The following is a 21,944-nucleotide window of genomic DNA, read 5'->3' on the forward strand; positions in this document are numbered from 1 at the left end:
CCACCGGGGTGAGGATGGTGCCGTGCACGTCGTCGTGGAGACCGAACGGATGCTGCTGCGCCACGTCCGGAGCGACGACGTCGACGCGCTCGTCGAGCTGGACGCCGACCCCGAGGTGATGCGCTTCGTCACGGGCGGGCGCGCGACCCCTCGTGCCGAGGTGGAGCGGGACGTCCTCCCGGCGCTGCTGGCGTACCACGACAGGCACCCCGGCTACGGGTTCCTCATGGCCGTCGACCGGGCGACGGGCGAGGTCCTCGGGTGGTTCCACCTGCGCGCCCGCGCGGGCGACCCGGTCGACGAGCCGGAGCTGGGCTACCGGCTCCGGCGCGACGCATGGGGCCGCGGCCTGGCCACCGAGGGCGCTCGGGCGCTCGTCGCGGCCGCCTTCGAGCGGTGGGGGGCCCGGCGCGTGACCGCGGAGACGATGGCCGTCAACCAGGCGTCCCGCCGGGTGATGGAGAAGGCGGGTCTGCGGTACGTGCGCACCTTCCACGCCGAGTGGCCGGACAGGATCCCCGGTGACGAGCTCGGGGACGTGGAGTACGCCGTCACCCGCGCGGAGTGGTTCGCCCGGGAGCGGCCCGGCCCCTGAGGCAGCGGGGGTCCCGCGACCGGGGTGTCAGGTCGCTTCGGTGTCGTACGGCGCCCGGAAGCCCTCGGACCGCGCCCCGGCCCCACCGGCCGCGCGCTCCCCCTGGCCGGGGGACCGTCCCGCGGAGGCGCCCACCCCCAGCGCGGCGCCGGCGGCAGCGGCCGTCGCCCCCTGCGACGAGCTGGCCGACGGGCGAGCCGTGCGAGCGGACCCGCCGTCGTCGGCACGGGCGCCGGGCCGGCCGGCCGACCCGCTGCGACGCCCGGCGGACGGCTCGGGCTCGTCGTCGAGGTCCGTCAGCGCCTCCCGGACGATCCGGCGGGGGTCGTACTGCCGCGGGTCCAGCTTCTGCCAGTCGATGTCGTCGAAGTCCGGGCCGAGCTCCTGGCGGACCTGCTCACGGGCGCCGACGGCCATCCGCCGGGCCTCGCGCACCAGCCGCCCGAGCTGGGACGCGTACTCCGGCAGGCGCTCCGGCCCGACGACGAGCAGCGCGACGACGGCCAGCACGAGCAGCTCGGCGCCGTTGATCCCGAACATCAGCCGTCCTGGTCGGACTCGTCGAGGGTGACGTCGACGGACCGCTCCCGCCCGCCGGCGGTGCGCACGGTCAGGGTCACCGTGTCCCCGGGGCGCTGGGCGCGGATCGCCACGATGAGCTGGTCGGGCTCGGTCACGGGACGGCCCTCGAACCCGACGATGACGTCCCCGGGGCGGATCCCCGCCTCGTCCGCGGGCCCTCCCGGCGTGACGGCGGGCGTTCCCTGCTGGGCCTCGTCGACGACCTTGACGCCCTCTCCGTCGTAGCCGCGGTCGAGCAGCACCCCCACGACCGGGTAGGTGGCCCGCCCCTCGTCGATCAGCTGCTGGGCGGTCCGGGCGGCCTGCTCGCCCGGGATGGCGAAGCCCAGGCCGATGTTGCCGCCGCTGGGACCGAGGTTGCCCGGTGCCCGGGCGATCGCCGAGTTGACGCCGATCACGCGACCACGGACGTCGACGAGGGGTCCGCCGGAGTTGCCGGGGTTGATCGCCGCGTCGGTCTGGATCGCGTTGATGAAGGCGCTCTCCTGCCCGTCACCCGCCGCGACGGGCCGGTTCAGGGCGCTGACGATCCCGGTGGTCACCGTGCCCTCCAGCCCGAGCGGCGCACCGATGGCGATCACCGGGTCGCCGACGACGACGGTGCTGGAGTCGGCCAGCTCGAGCTCGGGCAGCCCCGAGCGGTCGACGCGCAGGACCGCCAGGTCGTAGGCGCTGGTGGCTCCGACGACCTCGGCCTCCTCCTGCGAGCCGTCGGAGAACACCACGACGATCCGGCCGCCGTCCGCCACGCCGGAGACGACGTGGCTGTTGGTCAGGACGTAACCGTCCTCGCGGATGACGAAACCCGAGCCGGTGCCCTGCCCGGTCGCCCCGCGCGTCTCGATGGAGACGACGCTGGGCAGGACGTCGGCGGCGACCCCGGCCACCGAGTCCGGCGGTCGCGCGGCCGGGACGTCGTCCCCGGGGTCGACCAGCGTGATCGTGCCACCACCGGTGCCGCGGTCGGCCAGCCAGCCACCGGCGAAGCCCGCCAGCAGCGCGACCGTGGCGAGGACGGCGGACGTGAGCAGCCGTCGGCCCGCCCGACGGCGACGCAGCACCGGCGCGTCGTCCCCGTACCCCCGCTCGGCGTCCACGTGCGGCCCGGGGGGCTCCGGCGGCGGCGCGGTGACGGGAGCCGGCGGGGCGGCGGGCGAGGCGTCGGGTGCGGGCCCCGAGAACGGTGGGAACGCTGCAGCAGCGGGCGGTGCGCCCGGCGGGGGCAGGGCCCCGGACGGCGGACCTGGCGCGCCGGCGCCGACCGGCGCGGGGGCGCGCCGGTCCGCGGGCAACGGGACGGTGTCGTGGGCGTCCGCGACCACCGGCACGGTGTCGTGCGGTCCCACGGGCAGCGGCACGGTGTCCCGCGCCTCGTCGCTCCACGGGGCGGGGTCACCGGAGCTGGGGGGCACCGGTGGCTCCTGCTCCGCGCCGGGCGCGGGCCAGGGGCCCGCGTCGCGCGGTCGCGCCCAGTGGTCCTGCGTCATCCCGGTCCCGCCCTCCTCGTGGTGTCGGGAGCATCCTCCCGCGCCTGGCGGGCCACGAGCACGGGTGGCCCACCGACGCTCCCAGGCTAGGGCGTCGGGACCGGCGTGGTGGTCGCGGACGGCGACGAGCCGCTGGGCGGGACGGCCGGCCCCGCCGGCGTCGCCGGTGACCGGTGGCCCGGGGGCACCGGCGCGCCCGCCACCGGCGCGCCGGAGGCGGTGAGCACCGACTGGGCGGTCCCCACGGAGGACGGGCCCGCGCCGGAGGTCAGCACGCCCGTGGCCCACGGCCCGTCGGGTGCCTGCCCCGTGCCCAGCGGGGCCATCGGCACCGCCTGCCCGGTCGTCGAGGGCCCCTCCGGCCGCGGAGCGCCCGTCCGGCCCTCCGGCTCCACGCCCAGCCTCGTCGAGGCCGGCGCCACCGTGGCTGCGTCGTCGAGCAGACCGGTCAGGGCGAGCGTGGACACCAGGCCGACCGAGGCGATCGAGAAGGAGCCGGTCAGCGCGAGGACGAGCCCGCGCCGCAGGCGCCGGGCCCGTCGCCGTCCGAGGGGGTGGGTCGTGGCGGGGCCCCGGCGCGGCGGGGCGGCGGCGAGCGCACCGGCGGCGAGGGTGCCGGCGGCTTCGGGTCGGGTCGGCTGCGCCGACCGGGCCAGGCGCCGCGACCCGCCGCGGGGCGGCGGACCGATGACCGCGAACGGGGGCCTGGGCGCGCCGGGGACGTGACCGGGCCGAGGGGGCAGCGGGCCGGCCGGACCGCCGAGGGCGACGAGCCGTTCGACCAGCTCGGTCGGGACCTCGGGGTCCCGGGCCGTCGCCAGCGTGGTGCGCACGGCCCGCTCGGTCTCCAGCGCCCTCAGGCAGGGCGGGCAGGCGGCCGCGTGCGCGTGTGCGCGGGCAGCGGCGTCGGGGGACAGCTCGCCGTCCAGCAGCGCGGTGACGCGCGCTCCCAGGTGGCTCACCTGACCTCCTGCGTGGTCGGCTCGCCCGTGGACGCCCTGGTGCCCCCCGCGGCGCGCTCGGCCTGCGGGGACCGGTGCGCGAGCGCCTCGCGCAGCTGGGCGCGCGCGCGGTGGATCCGGGAGCGGACGGTGCCCAGCTTGATCCCCAGCGTGGCGGCGATCTCCTCGTACGACAGGCCCTCGATGTCGCACAGCACGACCGCGGCGCGGAACTCGGGCGACAGCGCGCCGAGCGCCTGCTGGACGTCCAGGTCGAGGTTGCCGTGCTCGAACGCGCGCTCGGGGCCGGGGTCGGCGCCGGGCAGCCGCTCGGCGGCCCCGTCGACCAGCGCGTCGAAGCGGATCCGCTGCTTGCGACGGACCTGGTCGAGGAAGAGGTTCGTGGTGATGCGGTGCAGCCAGCCCTCGAACGTGCCGGGGGTGTAGGAGGACAACGAGCGGAACACGCGGACGAAGACCTCCTGCGTGAGGTCCTCGGCGTCGTGGCGGTCGCCGGTGAGCCGGTACGCCAGCCGGTACACCCGGGCGGAGTGCTGCTGGACGACCTCCTCCCAGGTCGGCGGCTGCCAGGCGGTGGTCGCGTCGCCCTCGCCGGGGACGGCGGACGACGCCGCGTCCACCTCGTCGCCGGCCGCCGAGTGCGGTGCGACCTCGCGCGGTGCGACCTCGCGCGGCGGCGCCGGCTGCTGCCTCGCGGCGGCGTCCCGGACCGTGCGCGCGGCGCGGCGGCGACCCACGGGCAGGTGCAGCCCGCCACCCAGGCTCGCCACCGTCATGCCGTCACGTCCTCCGCCGGAGCCCATCGCCGTCCCTACGTCGTGTCGAACGCCGCCCGAGCCCCCAGGGTTCCCCGGCTTGCTGGGAGAAGCCTGGGAGCGGGGCGGCACCGTCGGCCCACGGCCCGACCCGGCGGGTCTAGGGTCGTGCCCGACGACACGTCGCCGCACCGGCAGCGCGGCGACCGCACGCGGCGCAGGAGGCAGCCATCAGCGCATCGAAGCCCGCCAGCTGGGCGTACGCCGAGGACTACGTGGTCGAGGACGACGTGCTCATGCGGGCCCGTGACCGGGCCGGCGAGCTCGGCTGCACGCCCGTGGGACGCGGTGTCGGCGCGGCACTGCGCTTCCTGGCCGCGGCCCTCGACGCCAGGGCGGTCGTGGAGGTGGGCACCGGCACGGGGGTCTCGGGGCTCTGGCTGCTGCGGGGCATGCCGGAGGACGGCGTCCTGACCACCATCGACGTCGAGTCGGAGCACCAGCGCGCCGCGCGCGAGACGTTCGCCGAGGCCGGCGTCCGGCCGAACCGCGCCCGGGTGATCACCGGCCGCGGGCTGGACGTCCTGCCCCGGCTGACGGACGCGGCGTACGACCTGGTGCTCGTCGACGCCGACAAGGACGACGTGGACGCCTACGTCGACCAGGCGCTCCGGCTTCTGCGCACCGGCGGCGTGCTGGCCGTGGACAACGCCCTGTGGCACGACAAGGTCGCCGACCCCGCGCAGCGTGACGCCACGACGACGTCCATCCGCGAGCTCGGCAAGCGGGTGCGGCGCGACGAGTCCCTCGTCCCCGCCCTGCTCCCGTGCGGGGACGGGCTGCTGGTCGCCGTCAAGCGCTGACCGCGGCGGGGCCCCGGTGGCCGACCAGGGCCGCCGTGCTCGCCGCAGCCGCGTCGGCGGTCACCGCAGTCGCGTCAGCCAGTCGAGCAGCAGCCGGGCCCCGTAGCCGCTGGCGCCCTTGGTGACCTCGTGCTCGTCGCGGTCGGCCCGGGACGGACCGGCGACGTCCAGGTGCACCCAGCGGCGGTCCCCGACGAACTCCCGCAGGAACAGCGCGGCGGTGATGGAGCCGCCGGAGACCGAGCGGTCGGCCGTGACGTGCCGGATGTCGGCGACCTCGGAGTCGAGGTAGGGCCGGTACTCCTCCACCAGGGGCATCCGCCAGACCCGTTCCCCGGTCCGCTCGGCCGAGTCGGCCAGCGCGGAGGCCAGGCGGTCGTCGGCGGTGTACAGGGCGGCGTGGCGCTTGCCCAGACCGAGGCTCGCCGCACCGGTGAGCGTCGCCACGTCGACGAGGACGTCCGGGTCGAGGTGGGCGTCCGCGTAGGCCAGGGCGTCGGCGAGCACCATCCGGCCCTCCGCGTCGGTGTTGGCGACCTCCACGGTCGTCCCGCCGAACACCGTCACCACGTCACCCGGACGGTACGCGGCCGCACCGAAGGCGTTCTCCGCCAAGGGCAGGAGGGCGGTGACGCCGTGCCCCACCCCGACCTCCGCGGCGGCCAGCACCGCGGCCAGCACGACGGCGGAACCGGCCATGTCCGTCTTCATCGGGACCATCGCCTCGCGCGGCTTGATGGACAGGCCACCGGTGTCGAACGTGATCCCCTTGCCGACGAGGACGACGTGGCGGCTTCGTGCCGCGGGCTCCGGCGGCGTCCAGGTCACCGTGACCAGGCACGGAGGCGTGGCGGAGCCGCCGCCGACGGCGACCAGGCCACCGAACCCCCTGTCGCGCAGCGCGTCCGCGTCCACGACCTGCACGTCCAGGCCGGGGACGTCGGCGGCCAGGGCCCTGGCCTGGTCGGCGACCCACTGCGGGGACTTGGTCGACGCGGGCGTGGCGGCCAGGTCGCGCACGACCCAGGTGGCGCGGGCGGCGGTACGGGCCCGCTCGACGTCGTCGGCGCGCCGGCAGCCCAGCAGGACCAGTTCGGTGGCGGGGGGCCTCGGCCCCTCGGACGTGCCGGTCCGTGGCGGGGAGTACGCGCCGAGCAGGTACCCCTCGGTGAAGGCGCGGACCGCCTCGCCCGTGGCGCCGTGGACCGCGGTCGTGGCGACGCGTCCCGCACCGCGCGTCGCCCGGGCGAGCGCGGCACCCGCACGCCGCAGCGCGGTGGGGCCGCCGTCACCCACGCCGAGCAGGACCAGGCGACCGGGCAGGCCCGCGGTCCCGGCCGTGAGCGCCCCCACGGGGAGGGTGAGGACCTGCCCCACGGCGCCGGTGAACCGCTCCTGGGCGCACGCGGCGGGCAGGTCGACGCCGTAGGCCGCCGCCGCGTCCGCGACGCCTGCGCGCGGCTGGGGGTCGGGCTCACCGGCCGCGGGGGGTGCGAGCGGGACGACCAGGACGTCCGCGCCGGTGCCGGTCACGTCGCCGGCCGCCTTCGCGCGGACGGCGGGCAGGGCCCGGCCGACGACGGGTCCGGGGGACGCGCCGCCGTCGTCGCGCCGGCGCCGCCGGCTCCCTCGCGCACCGGACCGCCCCGCGGGTCGCGCGGTCGTGTCGGCGTCGTCGGTCGTCTGCTCCAGGTCGTGGTCGGCCACGGGGCCAACCTACCGACCGCCGCGGACGGGACGCCGGGGGCCGGACCGCGTCGCGGCGCCCGACCCGCGGGCACGGCGACACGGCGACACGGCGACACGGGGCACCGGTCGTGGACGCGCACGACCCCGGCGCGGTGCGCGGGCACCTCACCGGGGTCGGCGCGACCGGCCGGGTCAGCCGGCGGCGGACTTCAGGGCGTCGCCGAGGGCGTTGGCCTCGTCGGGGGTCATCTCCACCACGAGCCGCCCGCCACCTTCGAGCGGCATGCGCATGACGATGCCCCGCCCCTCCTTGGTGACCTCGAGCGGACCGTCGCCGGTCCTGGGCTTCATCGCCGCCATGTGGCGCTCCCCTTCCTGGTGTTAGCGCTGGAGCCGGCGTCCGGGCGTCACGGGCACGGGGCACCGGTGACGCCCGGGCCTGGTCGGCTCGCAGCGTGATCGAGGTCATTATCTAGGGTCCGAGCCCGCTGGCGAAATGGGGCACGGCCGCGATCTCGGTGACGACGGGCCGCTCCAGCGGGCAGGATGACGGCCGTGCACGCCCGATCGGCCCTGTTCGACCTGTACGGCGACCATCTGCGCTGGCGCGGTGGCGTCGCGCCGGTCGCCGCCCTCGTGCGCCTCCTGGACCCGTTGGGGATCAGCGTCGCCGCCGTCCGCACGGGCGTGTCGCGGATGGTGCGGCAGGGGTGGCTGTCCCCCGTCCGGCTCAGCGAAGGGCCCGGGTACGAGCTGACGGAGCGCGCCGAACGCCGGCTGGACGAGGCGCACGCGCGGATCTACCGGACGGGTGCCGGCTGGGACGCGCCGTGGGACGGCCGGTGGCACCTCGTCGTCCTGGACCGCCCGCGGTCGCGTGCCGAGCGCGAGCGGGTCGAGTCGTCGTTGCGCTACCTGGGGTACGCCTGCCTCGGCAACGGCACGTGGGTGGCACCCCGCCGGTCCCCGGAGCTGGCCGGCGAGCTGGACGCCGCAGGGGTCGGCGCGCGGACCTTCGGGGCGTTCCCCGAGCAGGACGCCACGGACCTGGCTGCGACGGCGTGGGACCTGGCCCCGGTCGCACGGGCGTACGAGGAGTGGACGGCGCAGGCCCGCGACCTGCTCGGGCGCGCCGGACCCGCGCCGGACGACCGAACGGCGTTCGCCACGCGCTTCCAGCTCGTGCACGAGTGGCGCAAGTTCCTGTTCACCGACCCCGCGCTGCCCGCCGTGCTGCTGCCCCCGGACTGGCCCGGCCGGGCGGCCGCCGCCCTGTTCGACGAGGCCGCTCGCGACCTGCGCGCGGGCGCGGACCGGTTCGTCGACGAGTGCCTGGACCCGACGTCCCCCGCAGCCCGGCCGGCCGACCCCGCCCCGCGGGCCGGACGCCGCCCCTGAGAACCTCGTCCGGTTCCCTGCGGCCGGACCCGTCACCCGCCCCCAGCACGAGGAGACCCCGTGACCACTACCCCTGGCAGCAACGCGCCGTCCGCCGACCCGGTGCTGTACGAGGTGAGCGACGGCCTGGCCACGATCACGCTCAACCGGCCCGACGCCATGAACGCCCTCGACACGCCGACCAAGGAGTCCCTGGTCCGGGTCGTCCGCCAGGCCGCGGACGACCCCGCGGTGCGGTGCGTCCTGCTCACGGGCAGCGGGCCGCGGGCGTTCTGCGTGGGGCAGGACCTGCGCGAGCACATCGGTCTGCTGCGCTCCGGCGACGAGGTGATGAGCCGGACGGTGCCGGAGCACTACAACCCGATCGCCCTCACCCTGGGCACGATGCCGAAGCCGGTGGTGGCCGCGGTCAACGGCGTCGCGGCCGGAGCCGGCGCGTCGATGGCGATGGCCGCCGACGTCCGCGTGGTGGCCCGGTCCGCCGGCTTCAACCTGGCGTTCGCCGGGGTGGCGCTGTCCGCCGACACCGGCGCGACGTTCTGGCTGCCGCGCCTGGTGGGCACGGCGAAGGCCAAGGAGCTGCTGCTGTTCCCCCGCACCGTCCCGGCCGAGGAGGCGCTGGCGCTCGGCCTGGCCACGGAGGTCGTGGACGACGACCGGCTGGCGGCGCGCGGCCTCGAGCTCGCCCGGACGCTGGCAGCCGGACCGACCGTGGCGTACGGGGCGATCCGGCGGGCCGTCGCGTTCTCCGCCGCCCACGACCTGGAGGCCTCGCTCGCCCACGAGGCGGAGATGATGAGCCTGACCGGCGGCACCCGCGACCACCACGAGGCCGTCGACGCGTTCATCGCCAAGCGCACGCCGCAGTTCGAGGGCCGCTGAGGCGCCCGCCGCTGTCCGGCTCGCCGTCCGCACGTCCCGTCACGGCGGGACGTCGGACGGCGGGGTGAACCGCCACAGCCACGCGATCCACACCACCTGCAGGGACACGTGGGCGGCCAGCCACGTGAGCAGGTGCGCGCGGGTCCGGACCGCGTGCGCCGCCAGCAGCGCGAGCGGGAACAGCAGGAGCAGGTAGCGGAACACCGACGTGTACGGCTGCAGGACGACGAGCAGGTAGAGCGCGTACGCCCCGCACCACACGGTGAGCTCCAGGCCCAGCACCCGTAGGCCCGGTCCGAGCAGCAGCAGCGTGTACCCGACGACGAGCAGGGCGAGGGCGACCGGCCCGACGTGGTCGCCGAGCAGCCAGCGGGAGGTGTCCCACCAGGGGGTGAGGACGTCGAGGTCCCCGCCGTGCCAGGCGGACTGGACGGCCGTGTACGCGTCGGGGCGCCCCGTGGCCCAGCCGACGTAGACCGGGAACGCCGCCGACGACGCGGCGGTCACCAGTCCCAGGAGGACGATCTCACCGGCCTGCCGCAGGGGCAGCGGGTCCTGTCGCCGTACCCACCACCGGTGCAGCAGGTGGGCCAGCACCACCAGCCCGAACGGCACGCCCACGGGCCGGGTCAGGCCGAGCAGCACCACCGGGAGCAGCGCGAGCAGGTACCGGCGGCTCACCAGCAGGTACGTGGACGCCGCCAACGCGAAGAGCGCCAACGACTCGGTGTAGGCGTACTGGAGCACCGGCGACGTGGGGAACGTCGCGAGCAGGGCGACCGCCGCCAGGGCCGTCCCCTCCCCCGCGTACCGGGCGAAGAGCCGGTGCAGGACGAGCGCCGCCGCGGCCCCGAGGACCAGGCTGAGGGTGGGCGCCACCACGCGGAACTCCAACCCGGTCACGGCCTCCAGGCCGCGCACCAGCACCGGGTACGCCGGGTAGAACGCCCACTCGCTCTGGAACGGCTGGCCGGTGCCGTCCACGGGCAGCGGCAGCGGGTAGCCGGTGTCGGCTATCCGCCGGTACCAGTCGCCGTCCCAGATGCGCACGAAGTCCAGGTACGCGGGGTCGGCACCGGACCACAGGTTCGCCTGCTGGAACCGGGCGACCCGCTCGGTGACGACCCAGGTGACCGCCCGCGCGGCACCCCAGACGACCAGGACGCGGACCCACCACGGCGAGGCCGCCCACCGGCGGGCGGCGTCCCCGAGCGGCCCGCCCGACGGCCGGCCGGGCCACCACCCAGCCGACGACCGGGCCGACGACCGGCCGTCCTCGGCCGACGCGTCGACGCTGGTGCTCACCCGGCCCCGCCGGCGCGGCGTCGGTGACAGCCCGCGAGGTGGTCGTCGACGAGACCGCACGCCTGCATCGCCGCGTACGCGGTGGTCGGCCCGACGAACACGAAACCGTGCTTCTTGAGGCCCTTGGCCAGCGCCACGGACTCCGGGGTCGTCGACGGGACGTCAGCCATCCGGCGCGGCGCCGGCCGGTCGTCGTCCGGCGCGAACGACCACACGAAGGCGTCGAGCCCACCGTCGACGGCGTCGCGCATCCGCAGCACGGCGCGGGCGTTGCCCAGGGCGGCGTCGACCTTCGCGCGGTTGCGGACGATGCCGGCGTCGGCGAGCAGCCGGGCCCGGTCGGCCTCGTCGAAGCGGGCCACGGTCTCGGCGTCGAAACCGGCGAACGCCGAGCGGAAGCCGGGGCGCTTGCGCAGGATCGTCAGCCACGACAACCCGGACTGGAAGGCCTCCAGGGTGATCCGCTCGAAGAGGGCGGACTCGCCGTGCACGGGGACGCCCCACTCCTCGTCGTGGTAGGCGCGGTAGTCGTCCGTCGACGCCCCCCAGCCGCACCGCGCCAGCCCGTCGGTGCCGAGGACCAGCCCGCTGTCGGGCTCCGCCTCCACCGCGGGGCCCGTCGGGCCGGTCGGTCCCGGCGGTGCTGCGGGTGCCGACGGGGCGGGCGCGTCAGTGGTGGTCACGTTCAGCCTCCTCGAGCAGCGTGCGGAGCAACCGGCCGAAGACCCACGGCCCGACGACCCGGGCACCGGCGTCGAGCAGTGGTGCGAGAGGCCGCGGCCCGGCGGACACGGTCTCGACCCACCGGACCAGCGTCCCGCCGGGGACGGGATGGACGTCCAGGGTGGCGCCACCGCGGACGACCCGACCTGTCTTGACCACGCGGCAGCGACCGTGCCCCGCCCGGCCCGTCTCACCGGCACCGGCACCGACACCGGCAGGGGGCGCCCACTCGACGACCTCCATCGGGTCGTCGACGAGCACCGGGCCGAACCGGGTCCGACCCACGAAACGGCCGCCGAGGCCGCGACCGTCACCGTCGCCCACGACCTCCACCGTCGTCAGGGGGACGGAGTGCGCCGGCCAGTCCGTCACGACCGTGAACGCCCGGTCGGGCGGCAGGCTGGTGCGCACGACGACGGGGAAGGTGCTCACCGGGTCGCGTCCTGCTGGTCGTCCTGCCCGTCGCGGGCGGGGGCCGCGGCGGCCGGGTCGGCGAGCGCCCGGCGCAGCCGGGCGATCTCGGCGTCCCGCTCGGCCAGCTCGTCGGCGAGCCGACGCAGCACGGAGTCCACGTCGTCCATCCGGTAGCCGCGCACCCCGAGCGGGAAGCGAACGTCGTCCACGTCGTCCGGCGTCAGGCGCGCGTCCGGCAGCGGACGATAGGGACGACTCGTGGTCGGCTCGTCCAGACCCCCGCGCACGCGGCCGGTCGCCACGGCGGCGACACCCCCGACGACGGCGAGGGCGACCAGGAGCAGGAACAACGTCACGGGGTCGATCGTGCCACGGGCGGCCGACACCGTGGCGCGCCCGTCAACAGCAGGCTCGTCGGTCCTGCCGGCAGGCCCCGTCGACCGACCTGTCCGCGGTGAGTGCCCACGGCGGGCACCGCCGCCCTCAGGCCAGCCCGCGGGTGGCGCGCGCCGGTGGCCGCTCACCCCGGATGCTGGCGACGGTGTCGACGACGCGCCGGGTGGCGGCCACGTCGTGGGCCCGGAACACCAGCGCCCCCTGCCAGGCCGCGACGGCGGTCGCGGCGAGGGTGCCCTCCAACCGCTCCTCGACCGGCAGGTCCAGGGTCTCGCCGATGAAGTCCTTGCGGGACAACGCCATCAGCACCGGGTAGCCGAGGGCCACGATCTCCTGCGTGCAGCGCAGCAGCGCCAGCCCGTGCCAGGTGTTCTTGCCGAAGTCGTGGGTCGGGTCGACCAGCACCGAGCGGGCGTGCACCCCGCGGTCGACTGCGTCGGCGGCCCGCGCCCCCAGCGTCGCCAGGACGTCGTCGACCACGCCGCGTGCCGTCGTCCCGTAGGTGACGCGGTGGGGCCTGGTGCGGGGCACGGCCCCCCCGGTGTGGGAGACGACCAGCCCGACGTCGTGCTCGGCGGCCACGTCGACGAGGTGCGGGTCGTGCCCGGCCCAGGTGTCGTTCACCAGGTCCGCCCCGGCCCGGCAGGCGGTGCGCGCGACGCCGCTGCGCCAGGTGTCGACGCTGACCAGCAGGTCGGGGTGGTCGGCGCGGACCCGTTCGACGAACGGGACGACGCGGCGCAGCTCCTCCGCCTCGTCCACCTCGTCCCCCGGACCGGCCTTCACCCCGCCGACGTCGACGAGGTCGGCGCCCTCGTCCACGGCCCGGGCGACGGCGTCGCGGGCTGACGGGTCGTCCGGCGTGCGCGCCCCCGCGAAGAACGAGTCCGGCGTGCGGTTGACGACGGCCATCACCAGCGGCCGGCTCGCGTCGTGATCGCGACCGCGCAGCCTCAGCACCGGGGACGCGGGCGGGACGACGGGCGGGACCACGGCCCCCGGGCCGGTCACGGCTCGGCCTCCAGCGCCTCCTCGGCGAACCGGGCCGAGCGACCGCTGGCGTCGACGACCTCGGCGGCGCAGCCCGCCTCCACCGCGTCCAGCGCCTGCTCGGGGGTCGTCGTCCAGACCAGTTCGGCGGCCGCCGCGGGGCGGACGAAACCCTGGTCGACGAGCTGCTCGACGAGCGTGCGCAGCCCGTCGTACACCCCCGTGGGGTCGCAGACCACGACCGGCTTGGCGTGCATGCCCAGGGACCGGGACACCCACACCTCGAGCAGCTCCTCGAGGGTGCCCAGGCCACCGGGCAGGACGACGAAGGCGTCGGCCTCGGCGTCCATCCGGCCCTTGCGCTCGCGCATGTCGGCGGTGACCACCAGGTCGTCGGCGTCGGAGTCGGCGACCTCGAGCGGCACCAGGGCGCGCGGGATGACACCGGTCGTGTGGCCTCCACCGGCGCGGACGGCGCGGGCGACGGCGCCCATCATCGAGACGCGGCCACCGCCGGAGACCAGCCGGTGCCCGCGGGCCGCGAGCAGGCGGCCCAGCTCCGCGGCGAGCCGGGGGTGGCAGGAGTCGATCACCTCGGAGGATGAGCAGAACACGCACACGGCCAGCACGCGGTCAGCCTGCCAGGTCCCCTAACCGGCGCGGGACAGGGCCCGGACTGGTGCGCGTCACTCGGGTGCGGACGCCTCCTGCGCCGCGGCCTCCGCGGCCCGCTGCTCCTGGGCCCGGACGTCGCGCCGTCCCGAGGTGACGACGCGGACGGCCTCGTCGACGTCGTCGGTGACGTGGAGCAGGTCCAGGTCCGGCGCCGAGATGGCGCCGCGGTGCGCGACCGTGTCCTTCAGCCAGGTGACCAGGCCACCCCAGTAGTCGCTGCCCAGCAGCACGATCGGGAACTCGGTGACCTTGCGCGTCTGCACCAGGCACAGTGCCTCGAACAGCTCGTCGAAGGTCCCGAAGCCACCGGGCAGGACCACGAAGCCCTGCGCGTACTTGACGAACATAGTCTTGCGGGCGAAGAAGTAGCGGAAGTTCACCGCGAGGTCGACCCACTCGTTCATGCCCTGCTCGAACGGCAGCTCGATGCCCAGCCCGACGGAGACCCCGCCGGCGTCGCAGGCGCCCTTGTTGGCGGCCTCCATCGCACCCGGACCCCCACCGGTGATGACGGCGTACCCGGCCTCGACGAGCTTCGCCCCGACCTCGACCCCCAGGGCGTAGTCGGGGTGGTCGCGGGGGGTCCGCGCGGAGCCGAAGACGCTGATCGCCCGACCGAGCTCGGCGAGCGCGCCGAAGCCCTCGACGAACTCGGACTGGATCCGCAGCACCCGCCACGGGTCGGTGTGGACCCAGTCGCTGGGGCCGCGGCTCTCCAGCAGCCGCTGGTCGGTCGTGGTGGTCGGCACCTGGCTGCCGCGCAGCGTCACCGGGCCCTGGTGGTAGCTGCCGTCCGCGGGGCGGCGGCGGGTCGGGGTCGCGGGGGTCTCCTCTGGCATGGCGCTCACCCTACGAGCGGCGGCACCAGGGGGCGCGACGGCTCAGCCCGCCAGCCACGAGCGCAGGGCCCGCGCGGCGTCGTGGACCTGGGCGGCCGGGCAGGACTCGTCGTCCTTGTGCGCCAGCAGCGGGTCGCCCGGGCCGTAGTTGACGGCGGGGACGCCCATCGCCGAGAAGCGGGCGACGTCGGTCCATCCGTACTTCGGCTTGGGCTCGGCACCGATCGCCGCGACGAAGGCGGCCGCGGCAGGGTGGTCGAGCCCCGGCCGGGCCCCCGGGCTGGCGTCGGTGACGGTGACCTCGTACCCGGAGAACAGCTCGCGCAGGTGGTGCTCGGCGTCCTCGACGGACTTGCTGGGCGCGAACCGGTAGTTGACGGTCACCACGCACTCGTCGGGGACGACGTTGCCCGCGACCCCGCCGCGGATCCCCACCGCGTTCAGGGACTCGCGGTACACGAGCCCGTCGACGGGCACGTCCCGCGTCTCGTAGGCGGACAGGCGCGACAGCACGTGCCCGGCCTCGTGGACGGCGTTGCGCCCCATCCAGGCCCGGGCCGAGTGGGCGGCGACGCCGGTGACGCGGACCTCGACCCGGATGGTGCCGTTGCACCCGCCCTCGACGGTGCCGTCGGTGGGCTCGCACAGCACCGCGAAGTCCGCGGCGAGCCAGTCCGGGTGGTTGGCCACCAGGCGTCCCAGCCCGTTCAGCTCGGCCTCCACCTCCTCGTGGTCGTAGAAGACCCAGGTGACGTCGCGGACCGGCTCGGTGACCTGCGCGGCGACGGCGAGCTGGACGGCGACGCCGGCCTTCATGTCGCACGTCCCGCGGCCGTGGACGACGAGCGCGTCGCCCTTCCCCGTGGTCCAGGTGGGCAGGTTCGGGGTGCCGTCGGGCCGCCGCCCGAGGGGGACCGTGTCGAGGTGCCCGGCGACGACGACGCGCTCGTCGCGCCCGAGGGTGGTGCGCGCGACGACGGCGTCGCCGTCGCGCAGGACTTCCAGGTGGTCGAGCCGGCGCAGGGCCGCCTCCACGGCGTCCGCGACGCGGCGCTCGTTCCCCGACACGGACTCGATGTCGCACAGGGCGCGGGTCAGCGCGACGGGGTCCCCGTGCAGGTCGAGGACGGGCACGCCGTCCGGGTCGGTGCTCTCGGCAGCGCTGGCGGTGGGCTCGTCAGTCACCCCTGCGACGCTAGCGGCGCGGGCGCCGGTCCACACGGCGGGGTCCGAGCCGCGAGGTCCGGTCCGCGGCCCATACCCTGAGGCCCATGACGCGCAGCGCTTGGGCCCACGGTCTGTCGACGGTCAGCGAGCTGGACGGGACGGTGCTCGACGCCTGGTACCCGAGCCCCCGCCTCGAGGACGCCCCCGCCGACGAGGGCCCGCACGTCGTCCCCGCGGAGCTGGCCGCGGCCGCGGGCCACGACCCGGCCCGCGGAGTGCGCACCGAGGTCGTGCGCACCGTCATCGACCTGGACACCCCGCCGGACGGCGCCGCCGACGCGTACCTGCGGCTGCACCTGCTGTCGCACCGGCTGGTCGAGCCCCACGGGCTGAACCTGGACGGCGTGTTCGGCCAGCTCGCCAACGTGGTGTGGACGAGCGCCGGCCCGTGCGCCGTGACCGACTTCGAGCAGACCCGGCTGCGGCTGCTGGCCCGGCGCGACGGGCGCCTGCAGGTCTTCGGCGTCGACAAGTTCCCGCGGATGACGGACTACGTGGTGCCGACCGGGGTGCGGATCGCCGACGCCGACCGGGTGCGCCTGGGTGCGCACCTCGCGCCGGGGACGACGGTGATGCACGAGGGCTTCGTCAACTTCAACGCGGGCACGCTCGGTGCGTCGATGGTCGAGGGCCGGATCTCGGCCGGCGTGGTCGTCGGCGACGGCTCGGACGTCGGCGGCGGCGCGTCCATCATGGGCACCCTGTCCGGCGGTGGCACGCAGGTCATCTCGGTGGGCCGCCGCTGCCTCGTCGGCGCCAACGCCGGGATCGGCATCAGCCTCGGTGACGACTGCGTCGTCGAGGCCGGGTGCTACGTCACCGCCGGCACGAAGGTCCGCCTGCTCACCGGCGACGCCCCGCGGGAGGTCAAGGCGTCGGAGCTCTCGGGAGCCAGCGGCCTGCTGCTGCGGCGCAACTCGCTGTCCGGGGCCGTCGAGGCGCTGGCCCGTGAGGGCAGGCGCGTGGAGCTGAACCCCGCGCTGCACGCGAACTGACCGACGGTGGGCGGCCTGGAGCGCCGTCGTACGATCACGCGGTGCGCCTGACCCCACGCGGCCGACGCGTGCTCGCGGCGAGCCTGGCGGTGGGCGTCCTCGCCGCGGGTGTCGGCGCGCTCGTCGCCGTCACCGGCGACCCGGTCGTGGTGCGGGAGACCTGCACGGCCAGCGCCGGGGGCGAGTCGCACGACCTGGCACCCGACCAGGCAGCGAACGCCGCCACCATCACCGCGATCGCCGTGCAGCGGGGGTTGCCGGCCCGTGCCGCGACGATCGCGCTGGCGACCGCGGTGCAGGAGTCGAAGCTGCGCAACATCGACTACGGCGACCGGGACTCCGTCGGGCTGTTCCAGCAGCGCCCCTCCCAGGGCTGGGGGACGGTCGAGCAGATCATGGACCCCGTGTACTCGACGAACGCCTTCTACGACGGGCTGGTGAGGGTCGACGGGTACGAGTCGATGGAGATCACCGTCGCCGCGCAGACGGTGCAGCGCAGCGGCTTCCCGGAGGCGTACGCCGACCACGAGCCGGAGGGCAGGGTCTTCGCGTCGGCGCTGACGGGGTACTCCCCGGCCGCGTTGACGTGCCGGCTGCGCATGCCCTCAGCAACGACGGGCCCGGACGCCGAGGACGCCGCGTCGCGCGCCGCCGCGGTGGCCGAGGCGCTCGGCACGGAGCTCGGCGGGGTGTCCGTGGTCTCCGCCGACGGCCCCCGCCTGACGCTGGACGCCGGTGACGGCGACGACGCCACCCGCCGCGGGTGGGCCGCCGCCCACTGGGCGGTGGCGTCGGCCGCCGCCTACGACGTGGTCGCCGTCGCGGTCGACGGCCGCCGCTGGGACCGGTCGGCACCGGGCGACGGGTGGGGGGCCTCCGACGAGGCGCCCACGGAACCCGGCGAGGTCGTCGTCACCGTCGCCGGCTGACCGCCCCGGACGCGCCTCGGCCCGGCGCCCCTTGCGGGGCACCGGGCCGACGGACGACCTGGTGGCCGGTGGTTCAGCGCTCGGAGACCGGCACGTAGTCGCGCTCGGTGGCACCGGTGTAGATCTGGCGCGGACGGCCGATCTTCGTCTGCGGGTCGTCGATCATCTCGCGCCACTGGGCGATCCAGCCGGGCAGGCGGCCCAGGGCGAACAGGACCGTGAACATCTTCGTCGGGAAGCCCATCGCCTTGTAGATGAGGCCGGTGTAGAAGTCCACGTTGGGGTACAGCTTGCGCTCGATGAAGTAGTCGTCGTTGAGGGCGATCTCCTCGAGCCGCATCGCGATGTCGAGCATCTCGTCGCGCTGGCCGAGGCCCTGCAGCACCTCGTCGGCGGCCTTCTTGATGATCGCGGCCCGCGGGTCGTAGTTCTTGTACACCCGGTGGCCGAAGCCCATCAGGCGCACGCCCTTCTCCTTGTTCTTCACCCGCTGCATGAAGGTGTCGACGTCGTCGTCGCTGGCGGCGATGGAGTCGAGCATCTCCAGGACGGCCTGGTTCGCGCCGCCGTGCAGCGGACCGGACAGCGCGTGGATCCCCGCCGACACGGACGCGAACAGGTTGGCCTGCGCGGAGCCGACCATCCGCACCGTCGACGTCGAGCAGTTCTGCTCGTGGTCGGCGTGCAGCATCAGCAGCAGGTCCAGGGCCTTGACCATCGTGTCGTCGACCTCGTACGGCTCGGCCGGGAAGCCGAACGTCATCCGCAGGAAGTTGCCCGCGAGGTCGAGGGAGTTGTCCGGGTACAGGAACGGCTGCCCGACGCTCTTCTTGTACGCGTACGCGGCGATCGTCGGCAGCTTCGCCAGCAGCCGGACCGTGGAGATCTCGACCTGCTCGGCGTCGAACGGGTCCAGGCTGTCCTGGTAGAAGGTCGACAGCGCCGACACCGCGGAGGACAGCACGGGCATCGGGTGCGCGTCGCGCGGGAAGCCGTCGAAGAACCGCTTGAGGTCCTCGTGCAGCATCGTGTGCCGACGGATCCGCTCCTCGAAGGCGTCGAGCTCGGACTGGCTCGGCAGCTCGCCGTAGATGAGCAGGTAGCTGACCTCGAGGAACGAGGACTTCTCGGCGAGCTGCTCGATCGGGTAGCCCCGGTAGCGCAGGATCCCCGCGTCGCCGTCGATGTAGGTGATCTCGGACTGGCAGGACGCCGTGTTGACGAAGCCCGGGTCGAGGGTGACCAGGCCGGTCTCCTTCAGCAGGCTGGACACCTCGACGCCGTCGTTGCCCTCGGTCGCCTTCACCAGCGGCAGCTCCAGGGACCCACCCGGGTGCTGCAGCTGCAGGGCCTGGGCACCCGCGTCGGTGCTGTCGTTCTTGACGGTCTCGGTCACGTGTCGCTCCTCGTGTGGTCCCCCGTGCGGCAGGTCGGTGCGCACGGGCCCCCTGGTGCCGTCCGTCGGACGGCTCCGCTGGTGGCGCCGGCAGGTGGTCGCCGGCGGCGCGAACGAGGGGGCGTCGGTCCAGGCTGTCAGGCTGACGCTACCGTCCGCTTCCGCGCAGCCGCCAACCGCACCCGTGCCGGGCGACGGCACGCGGTCTCCCGCCCCGCACGGGACGAAGGCCGCGCTCAGGCCCGCAGGCGCTCGGCCGCCGCGGCGACCCGCTCGTCCGTGGCGGTCAGCGCGACCCGCACGTGCCGACGTCCCGTGGGCCCGTAGAACGCACCGGGCGCGACGAGCACGCCGCGACCGGCGAGGTCGGCCACCGTGTCCCAGCAGTCCTCCTCCCGGGTCGCCCACAGGTAGAGGCCGGCCTCGGAGTGGTCCACCCGCAGGCCGGCCGCGGCGAGGGCGGGCAGCAGTACCTCGCGACGGGCGCGGTAGCGCTCGCGCTGGGTGTCGACGTGCGCGTCGTCCGCCAGCGCCGCCGTGACCGCTGCCTGCACCGGCGCCGGCACGATCATCCCGGCGTGCTTGCGCACCTCCAGGAGCCCGCCGACCAGGGCGGCGTCGCCCGCCACGAACGCTGCGCGGTAGCCCGCGACGCTCGACTGCTTGCTCAGCGAGTAGACCGCGAGCAGCCTTTCGTGGCTGCCGTCGCACACCCGCGGGTCGAGGACGCTGGGCACCGCACCCGGCGCCGGGACCCCGGGGACGGGCTGACCGTCCAGGACCCAGGGCAGCTCCGCGTAGCACTCGTCGCTGGCGACCACCGCACCGCGCTCACGCGCCCAGGCGACGACCTTGCGCAGGTGCTCGACCCCCAGGACCCGACCGGTCGGGTTGGACGGCGAGTTGACCCACACCAACCGGACCCGCGCACCCGGGCCGACCTGGGCCGTGCCGTCGGCCGCGACGGGCGTCGCCCCGGCCAGGCGCGCACCGACGTCGTAGGTCGGGTACGCCGTCTCGGGGTGGACGACGACGTCGCCCGGGCCGAGGCCGAGGAGCGTCGGCAGCCACGCGACGAGCTCCTTGGAGCCGATCGTCGGCAGCACCGCGTCCGGCTGCACGTCCGGGACGCCGCGCCGACGCGCGAACCACGCCGCCACGGCCTCCCGCAGCGCCGGCGTCCCGTGCGTCTGCGGGTAGCCCGGCGCGTCGGCGGCGGCGGTCAGCGCGTCACGCACCACCCGGGGGGTGCCGTCGACCGGTGTGCCGACCGACAGGTCGACCAGGCCGTCCGGGTGCTCACGCGCCCGGCGGCCGTACGGGGCGAGCGCGTCCCACGGGAAGTCCGGCAGCGCCGTCCGCGACGCCGCTGCCGGCTCACCCCCGGCGGGAGCGGGGACACCGCTCAGTGGTCGTGCTCCTGCGGCGGCAGCGCCTTGATGACGGGGTGGTCCTTGGGGATCAGCCCCAGCTTGGCGGCGCCGCCGGGCGAGCCGAGGTCGTCGAAGAACTCGACGTTGGCCTTGTAGTAGTCCGCCCACTGCTCGGGGACGTCGTCCTCGTAGTAGATCGCCTCGACGGGGCAGACCGGCTCGCAGGCACCGCAGTCGACGCACTCGTCGGGGTGGATGTAGAGGGAGCGCTCACCCTCGTAGATGCAGTCGACCGGACACTCCTCGATGCACGCCTTGTCCTTGAGGTCGACACAGGGCTGCGCGATCACGTACGTCACGGGAATGCCTCCTTGAGCCCGCTCGGGCAGGGTCGTGCGTGGTCGCCCCTAGTATCGCGGACGGCCGCCCCCGACGCGCAGGAGGGTCACCAGGTGACCAGGACGCCGCGGACGTCGTTGACACCGCAGGACGTGGGACGCCGCGTGGCCGTACGCCACCGCCTCCCGGACGGCCGCGCGACGGACGTCGTCGGCGAGCTCGTGGCGGTGTCGGAGCGGGGTGTGGACGTCCTGCCGGACGACGGGCCACCCGTGCGCGTGCCGGCGGCGGACGTCGTGGCCGTCCGCGTCGTCCCGCCCCGCACCGTCACCGACGCGTCGTCACCGGCGGCGCTGGAGCGGGTCGCGGCCCTCGGGTGGCCGGGGCTGGAGTCCGAGCGGCTCGGCGGGTGGCTGCTGCGGGCGGCCGGGGGCTTCACGCGCCGCGCGAACTCCGCGCTCGCCGTCGGGGACCCCGGGTCGGAGCTGGACGACGCGCTGACGACGGTCCGTGGGTGGTACGCCGCGCGCGGGCTCGCCGCGTCGGTGCAGGTGCCGGTGCCGTTGACCGGTGACCGGCGCTTCCCCGACGACGGGACCCTGGGCGCCCTGCAGGAGCGCGGCTGGGTCCCGGACGACGGCACCGTGGTGATGACGCGGCGGTTGCGCGACCTGCCGGACCCGGACCGCGACGCGGACCCTGCCGTGCGCCTGACCGAGCGGCCGGACCGGGCGTGGCTGGACCTGTACCGCTACCGCGGGCAGGCGCTGCCGCCCGTGGCGGTGGACGTGCTGACCGCCGCGCCGCACCAGCGCTTCGCGTCGGTCGTGGTGGACGGCGTCACGGTGGCGGTCGGACGCGTCGCCGTCGCCCGTGGCTGGGCCGGCGTCGCGGCCATGCAGGTCGCCGGCTCACACCGGCGTCGAGGCCTCGCCCGCACCGTGCTGACCGCCCTGCTCGCCCACGGCCGGGACGCCGGTGCCCGCTTCGCGTACCTGCAGGTCGAGGCGGCGAACGCCCCGGCACGGGCCCTGTACGAGGCCACCGGGTTCACCGGGCACCACGCCTACCACTACCTGGCGCCGCCTCGCGACGGCCGTTGACGGTGCCGCAGCGCCTGGAACCGACTC

24 protein-coding genes are annotated in these 21,944 nt (G+C 75.8%); 7 read left to right on the plus strand and 17 right to left on the minus strand.

Annotated features, from left to right (window positions below; genetic code table 11):
* Positions 1-22 precede the first annotated feature (22 nt).
* Positions 23-595 carry a GNAT family N-acetyltransferase gene (locus ACYVQV_RS11260; protein ID WP_461023381.1) on the plus strand — a complete coding sequence of 191 codons (573 nt, stop codon included), beginning with the start codon at positions 23-25 and terminating at the stop codon, positions 593-595.
* Positions 596-622: 27 nt separating this feature from the next.
* On the opposite strand, the gene tatB is transcribed toward ACYVQV_RS11260, so the two are convergent.
* From tatB to sigE, 4 genes are all read right to left on the minus strand, one after another.
* Positions 623-1,135 carry a Sec-independent protein translocase protein TatB gene (gene tatB / locus ACYVQV_RS11265; RefSeq protein WP_461023382.1) on the minus strand — a complete coding sequence of 171 codons (513 nt, stop codon included), beginning with the start codon at positions 1,133-1,135 and terminating at the stop codon, positions 623-625.
* Positions 1,135-2,589 (minus strand): S1C family serine protease, encoded by a 1,455-nt coding sequence (locus ACYVQV_RS11270; RefSeq protein ID WP_461023383.1) that lies wholly within the window; start codon positions 2,587-2,589, stop codon positions 1,135-1,137. The genes tatB and ACYVQV_RS11270 overlap by 1 nt, the downstream gene beginning before the upstream one ends.
* A 161-nt stretch (positions 2,590-2,750) precedes the next feature.
* Positions 2,751-3,626, minus strand: a complete 876-nt coding sequence (locus ACYVQV_RS11275; RefSeq protein WP_461023384.1) for a zf-HC2 domain-containing protein — start codon at positions 3,624-3,626, stop codon at positions 2,751-2,753.
* A complete protein-coding gene (gene sigE, locus ACYVQV_RS11280) occupies positions 3,623-4,402 on the minus strand; it encodes an RNA polymerase sigma factor SigE (protein ID WP_461023385.1) in 780 nt (259 codons plus the stop codon). The genes ACYVQV_RS11275 and sigE overlap by 4 nt, the downstream gene beginning before the upstream one ends.
* Positions 4,403-4,611: 209 nt before the next feature.
* On the opposite strand from sigE, the gene ACYVQV_RS11285 reads away from it, so the two are divergent.
* The gene (locus tag ACYVQV_RS11285) at positions 4,612-5,244 is read left to right on the plus strand and encodes an O-methyltransferase (protein WP_461023436.1); all 633 of its coding nucleotides are present in this window, start codon (positions 4,612-4,614) and stop codon (positions 5,242-5,244) included.
* A gap of 60 nt (positions 5,245-5,304) precedes the next feature.
* Here ACYVQV_RS11285 and ACYVQV_RS11290 read toward each other — a convergent pair whose 3' ends face one another.
* A complete protein-coding gene (locus ACYVQV_RS11290; RefSeq protein WP_461023386.1) occupies positions 5,305-6,951 on the minus strand; it encodes a leucyl aminopeptidase family protein in 1,647 nt (548 codons plus the stop codon).
* A gap of 174 nt (positions 6,952-7,125) precedes the next feature.
* Complete coding sequence (locus tag ACYVQV_RS11295; protein WP_461023387.1) at positions 7,126-7,293, minus strand: DUF3117 domain-containing protein; 168 nt, start codon at positions 7,291-7,293, stop codon at positions 7,126-7,128.
* 195 nt (positions 7,294-7,488) lie between these two features.
* On the opposite strand from ACYVQV_RS11295, the gene ACYVQV_RS11300 reads away from it, so the two are divergent.
* Both ACYVQV_RS11300 and ACYVQV_RS11305 read left to right on the plus strand, forming a co-directional pair.
* Positions 7,489-8,331 carry a PaaX family transcriptional regulator gene (locus ACYVQV_RS11300; protein ID WP_461023388.1) on the plus strand — a complete coding sequence of 281 codons (843 nt, stop codon included), beginning with the start codon at positions 7,489-7,491 and terminating at the stop codon, positions 8,329-8,331.
* A 60-nt stretch (positions 8,332-8,391) separates the two neighbouring features.
* Entirely contained in the window at positions 8,392-9,213 is an 822-nt protein-coding gene (locus ACYVQV_RS11305; protein WP_461023389.1) for an enoyl-CoA hydratase/isomerase family protein, read from the plus strand.
* 39 nt (positions 9,214-9,252) lie between these two features.
* On the opposite strand, the gene ACYVQV_RS11310 is transcribed toward ACYVQV_RS11305, so the two are convergent.
* From ACYVQV_RS11310 to dapE, 8 genes are all read right to left on the minus strand, one after another.
* Positions 9,253-10,518 carry a hypothetical protein gene (locus tag ACYVQV_RS11310; protein WP_461023390.1) on the minus strand — a complete coding sequence of 422 codons (1,266 nt, stop codon included), beginning with the start codon at positions 10,516-10,518 and terminating at the stop codon, positions 9,253-9,255.
* On the minus strand, positions 10,515-11,126 hold the full coding sequence (locus tag ACYVQV_RS11315) for a DNA-3-methyladenine glycosylase I (RefSeq protein WP_461023437.1): 612 nt from the start codon (positions 11,124-11,126) through the stop codon (positions 10,515-10,517). Before ACYVQV_RS11315 ends, ACYVQV_RS11310 begins: the two co-directional genes overlap by 4 nt.
* Before the next feature lie 61 nt (positions 11,127-11,187).
* Entirely contained in the window at positions 11,188-11,673 is a 486-nt protein-coding gene (locus tag ACYVQV_RS11320) for an SRPBCC family protein (protein ID WP_461023391.1), read from the minus strand.
* Complete coding sequence (locus ACYVQV_RS11325; protein ID WP_461023392.1) at positions 11,670-12,011, minus strand: DivIVA domain-containing protein; 342 nt, start codon at positions 12,009-12,011, stop codon at positions 11,670-11,672. Before ACYVQV_RS11325 ends, ACYVQV_RS11320 begins: the two co-directional genes overlap by 4 nt.
* A 127-nt stretch (positions 12,012-12,138) precedes the next feature.
* Positions 12,139-13,062, minus strand: coding sequence for a dihydropteroate synthase (gene folP / locus ACYVQV_RS11330; protein WP_461023393.1), 924 nt, complete (start codon positions 13,060-13,062; stop codon positions 12,139-12,141).
* On the minus strand, positions 13,059-13,667 hold the full coding sequence (locus ACYVQV_RS11335) for an LOG family protein (protein WP_461023438.1): 609 nt from the start codon (positions 13,665-13,667) through the stop codon (positions 13,059-13,061). Before ACYVQV_RS11335 ends, folP begins: the two co-directional genes overlap by 4 nt.
* A 60-nt stretch (positions 13,668-13,727) precedes the next feature.
* Entirely contained in the window at positions 13,728-14,555 is an 828-nt protein-coding gene (locus ACYVQV_RS11340) for an LOG family protein (protein WP_461023394.1), read from the minus strand.
* Between the two features lie 42 nt (positions 14,556-14,597).
* Positions 14,598-15,740: a succinyl-diaminopimelate desuccinylase gene (gene dapE, locus ACYVQV_RS11345; protein ID WP_461023395.1), complete on the minus strand. Its 1,143-nt coding sequence runs from the start codon at positions 15,738-15,740 to the stop codon at positions 14,598-14,600.
* Between the two features lie 86 nt (positions 15,741-15,826).
* Here dapE and dapD point away from each other — a divergent pair, with 86 nt between their 5' ends.
* Positions 15,827-16,777 carry a 2,3,4,5-tetrahydropyridine-2,6-dicarboxylate N-succinyltransferase gene (gene dapD / locus ACYVQV_RS11350; RefSeq protein WP_461023396.1) on the plus strand — a complete coding sequence of 317 codons (951 nt, stop codon included), beginning with the start codon at positions 15,827-15,829 and terminating at the stop codon, positions 16,775-16,777.
* A gap of 47 nt (positions 16,778-16,824) precedes the next feature.
* Entirely contained in the window at positions 16,825-17,706 is an 882-nt protein-coding gene (locus ACYVQV_RS11355) for a hypothetical protein (RefSeq protein ID WP_461023439.1), read from the plus strand.
* 73 nt (positions 17,707-17,779) lie between these two features.
* Here the strand turns inward: ACYVQV_RS11355 and ACYVQV_RS11360 are convergent, their stop codons facing one another.
* From ACYVQV_RS11360 to fdxA, 3 genes are all read right to left on the minus strand, one after another.
* A complete protein-coding gene (locus ACYVQV_RS11360) occupies positions 17,780-19,054 on the minus strand; it encodes a citrate synthase (protein WP_461023440.1) in 1,275 nt (424 codons plus the stop codon).
* 284 nt (positions 19,055-19,338) lie between these two features.
* On the minus strand, positions 19,339-20,511 hold the full coding sequence (dapC, locus tag ACYVQV_RS11365; protein ID WP_461023441.1) for a succinyldiaminopimelate transaminase: 1,173 nt from the start codon (positions 20,509-20,511) through the stop codon (positions 19,339-19,341).
* Positions 20,508-20,834 carry a ferredoxin gene (gene fdxA, locus ACYVQV_RS11370; RefSeq protein ID WP_461023397.1) on the minus strand — a complete coding sequence of 109 codons (327 nt, stop codon included), beginning with the start codon at positions 20,832-20,834 and terminating at the stop codon, positions 20,508-20,510. Before fdxA ends, dapC begins: the two co-directional genes overlap by 4 nt.
* A 93-nt stretch (positions 20,835-20,927) precedes the next feature.
* Between fdxA and ACYVQV_RS11375 the strand changes: the two genes are divergently transcribed.
* Positions 20,928-21,917: a GNAT family N-acetyltransferase gene (locus ACYVQV_RS11375; protein WP_461023398.1), complete on the plus strand. Its 990-nt coding sequence runs from the start codon at positions 20,928-20,930 to the stop codon at positions 21,915-21,917.
* Positions 21,918-21,944 lie beyond the last annotated feature (27 nt).

This window comes from Thalassiella azotivora, from assembly GCF_054781695.1.

Coding starts and splice junctions, on each gene's coding strand:
- tatB (WP_461023382.1), bottom strand. CDS start 1,135: ATGTTCGGGATCAACGGCGCCGAGCTGCTCGTGCTGGCCGTCGTCGCG.
- sigE (WP_461023385.1), bottom strand. CDS start 4,402: ATGACGGTGGCGAGCCTGGGTGGCGGGCTGCACCTGCCCGTGGGTCGC.
- ACYVQV_RS11295 (WP_461023387.1), bottom strand. CDS start 7,293: ATGGCGGCGATGAAGCCCAGGACCGGCGACGGTCCGCTCGAGGTCACC.
- ACYVQV_RS11340 (WP_461023394.1), bottom strand. CDS start 14,555: ATGCCAGAGGAGACCCCCGCGACCCCGACCCGCCGCCGCCCCGCGGAC.
- dapD (WP_461023396.1), top strand. CDS start 15,827: ATGACGCGCAGCGCTTGGGCCCACGGTCTGTCGACGGTCAGCGAGCTG.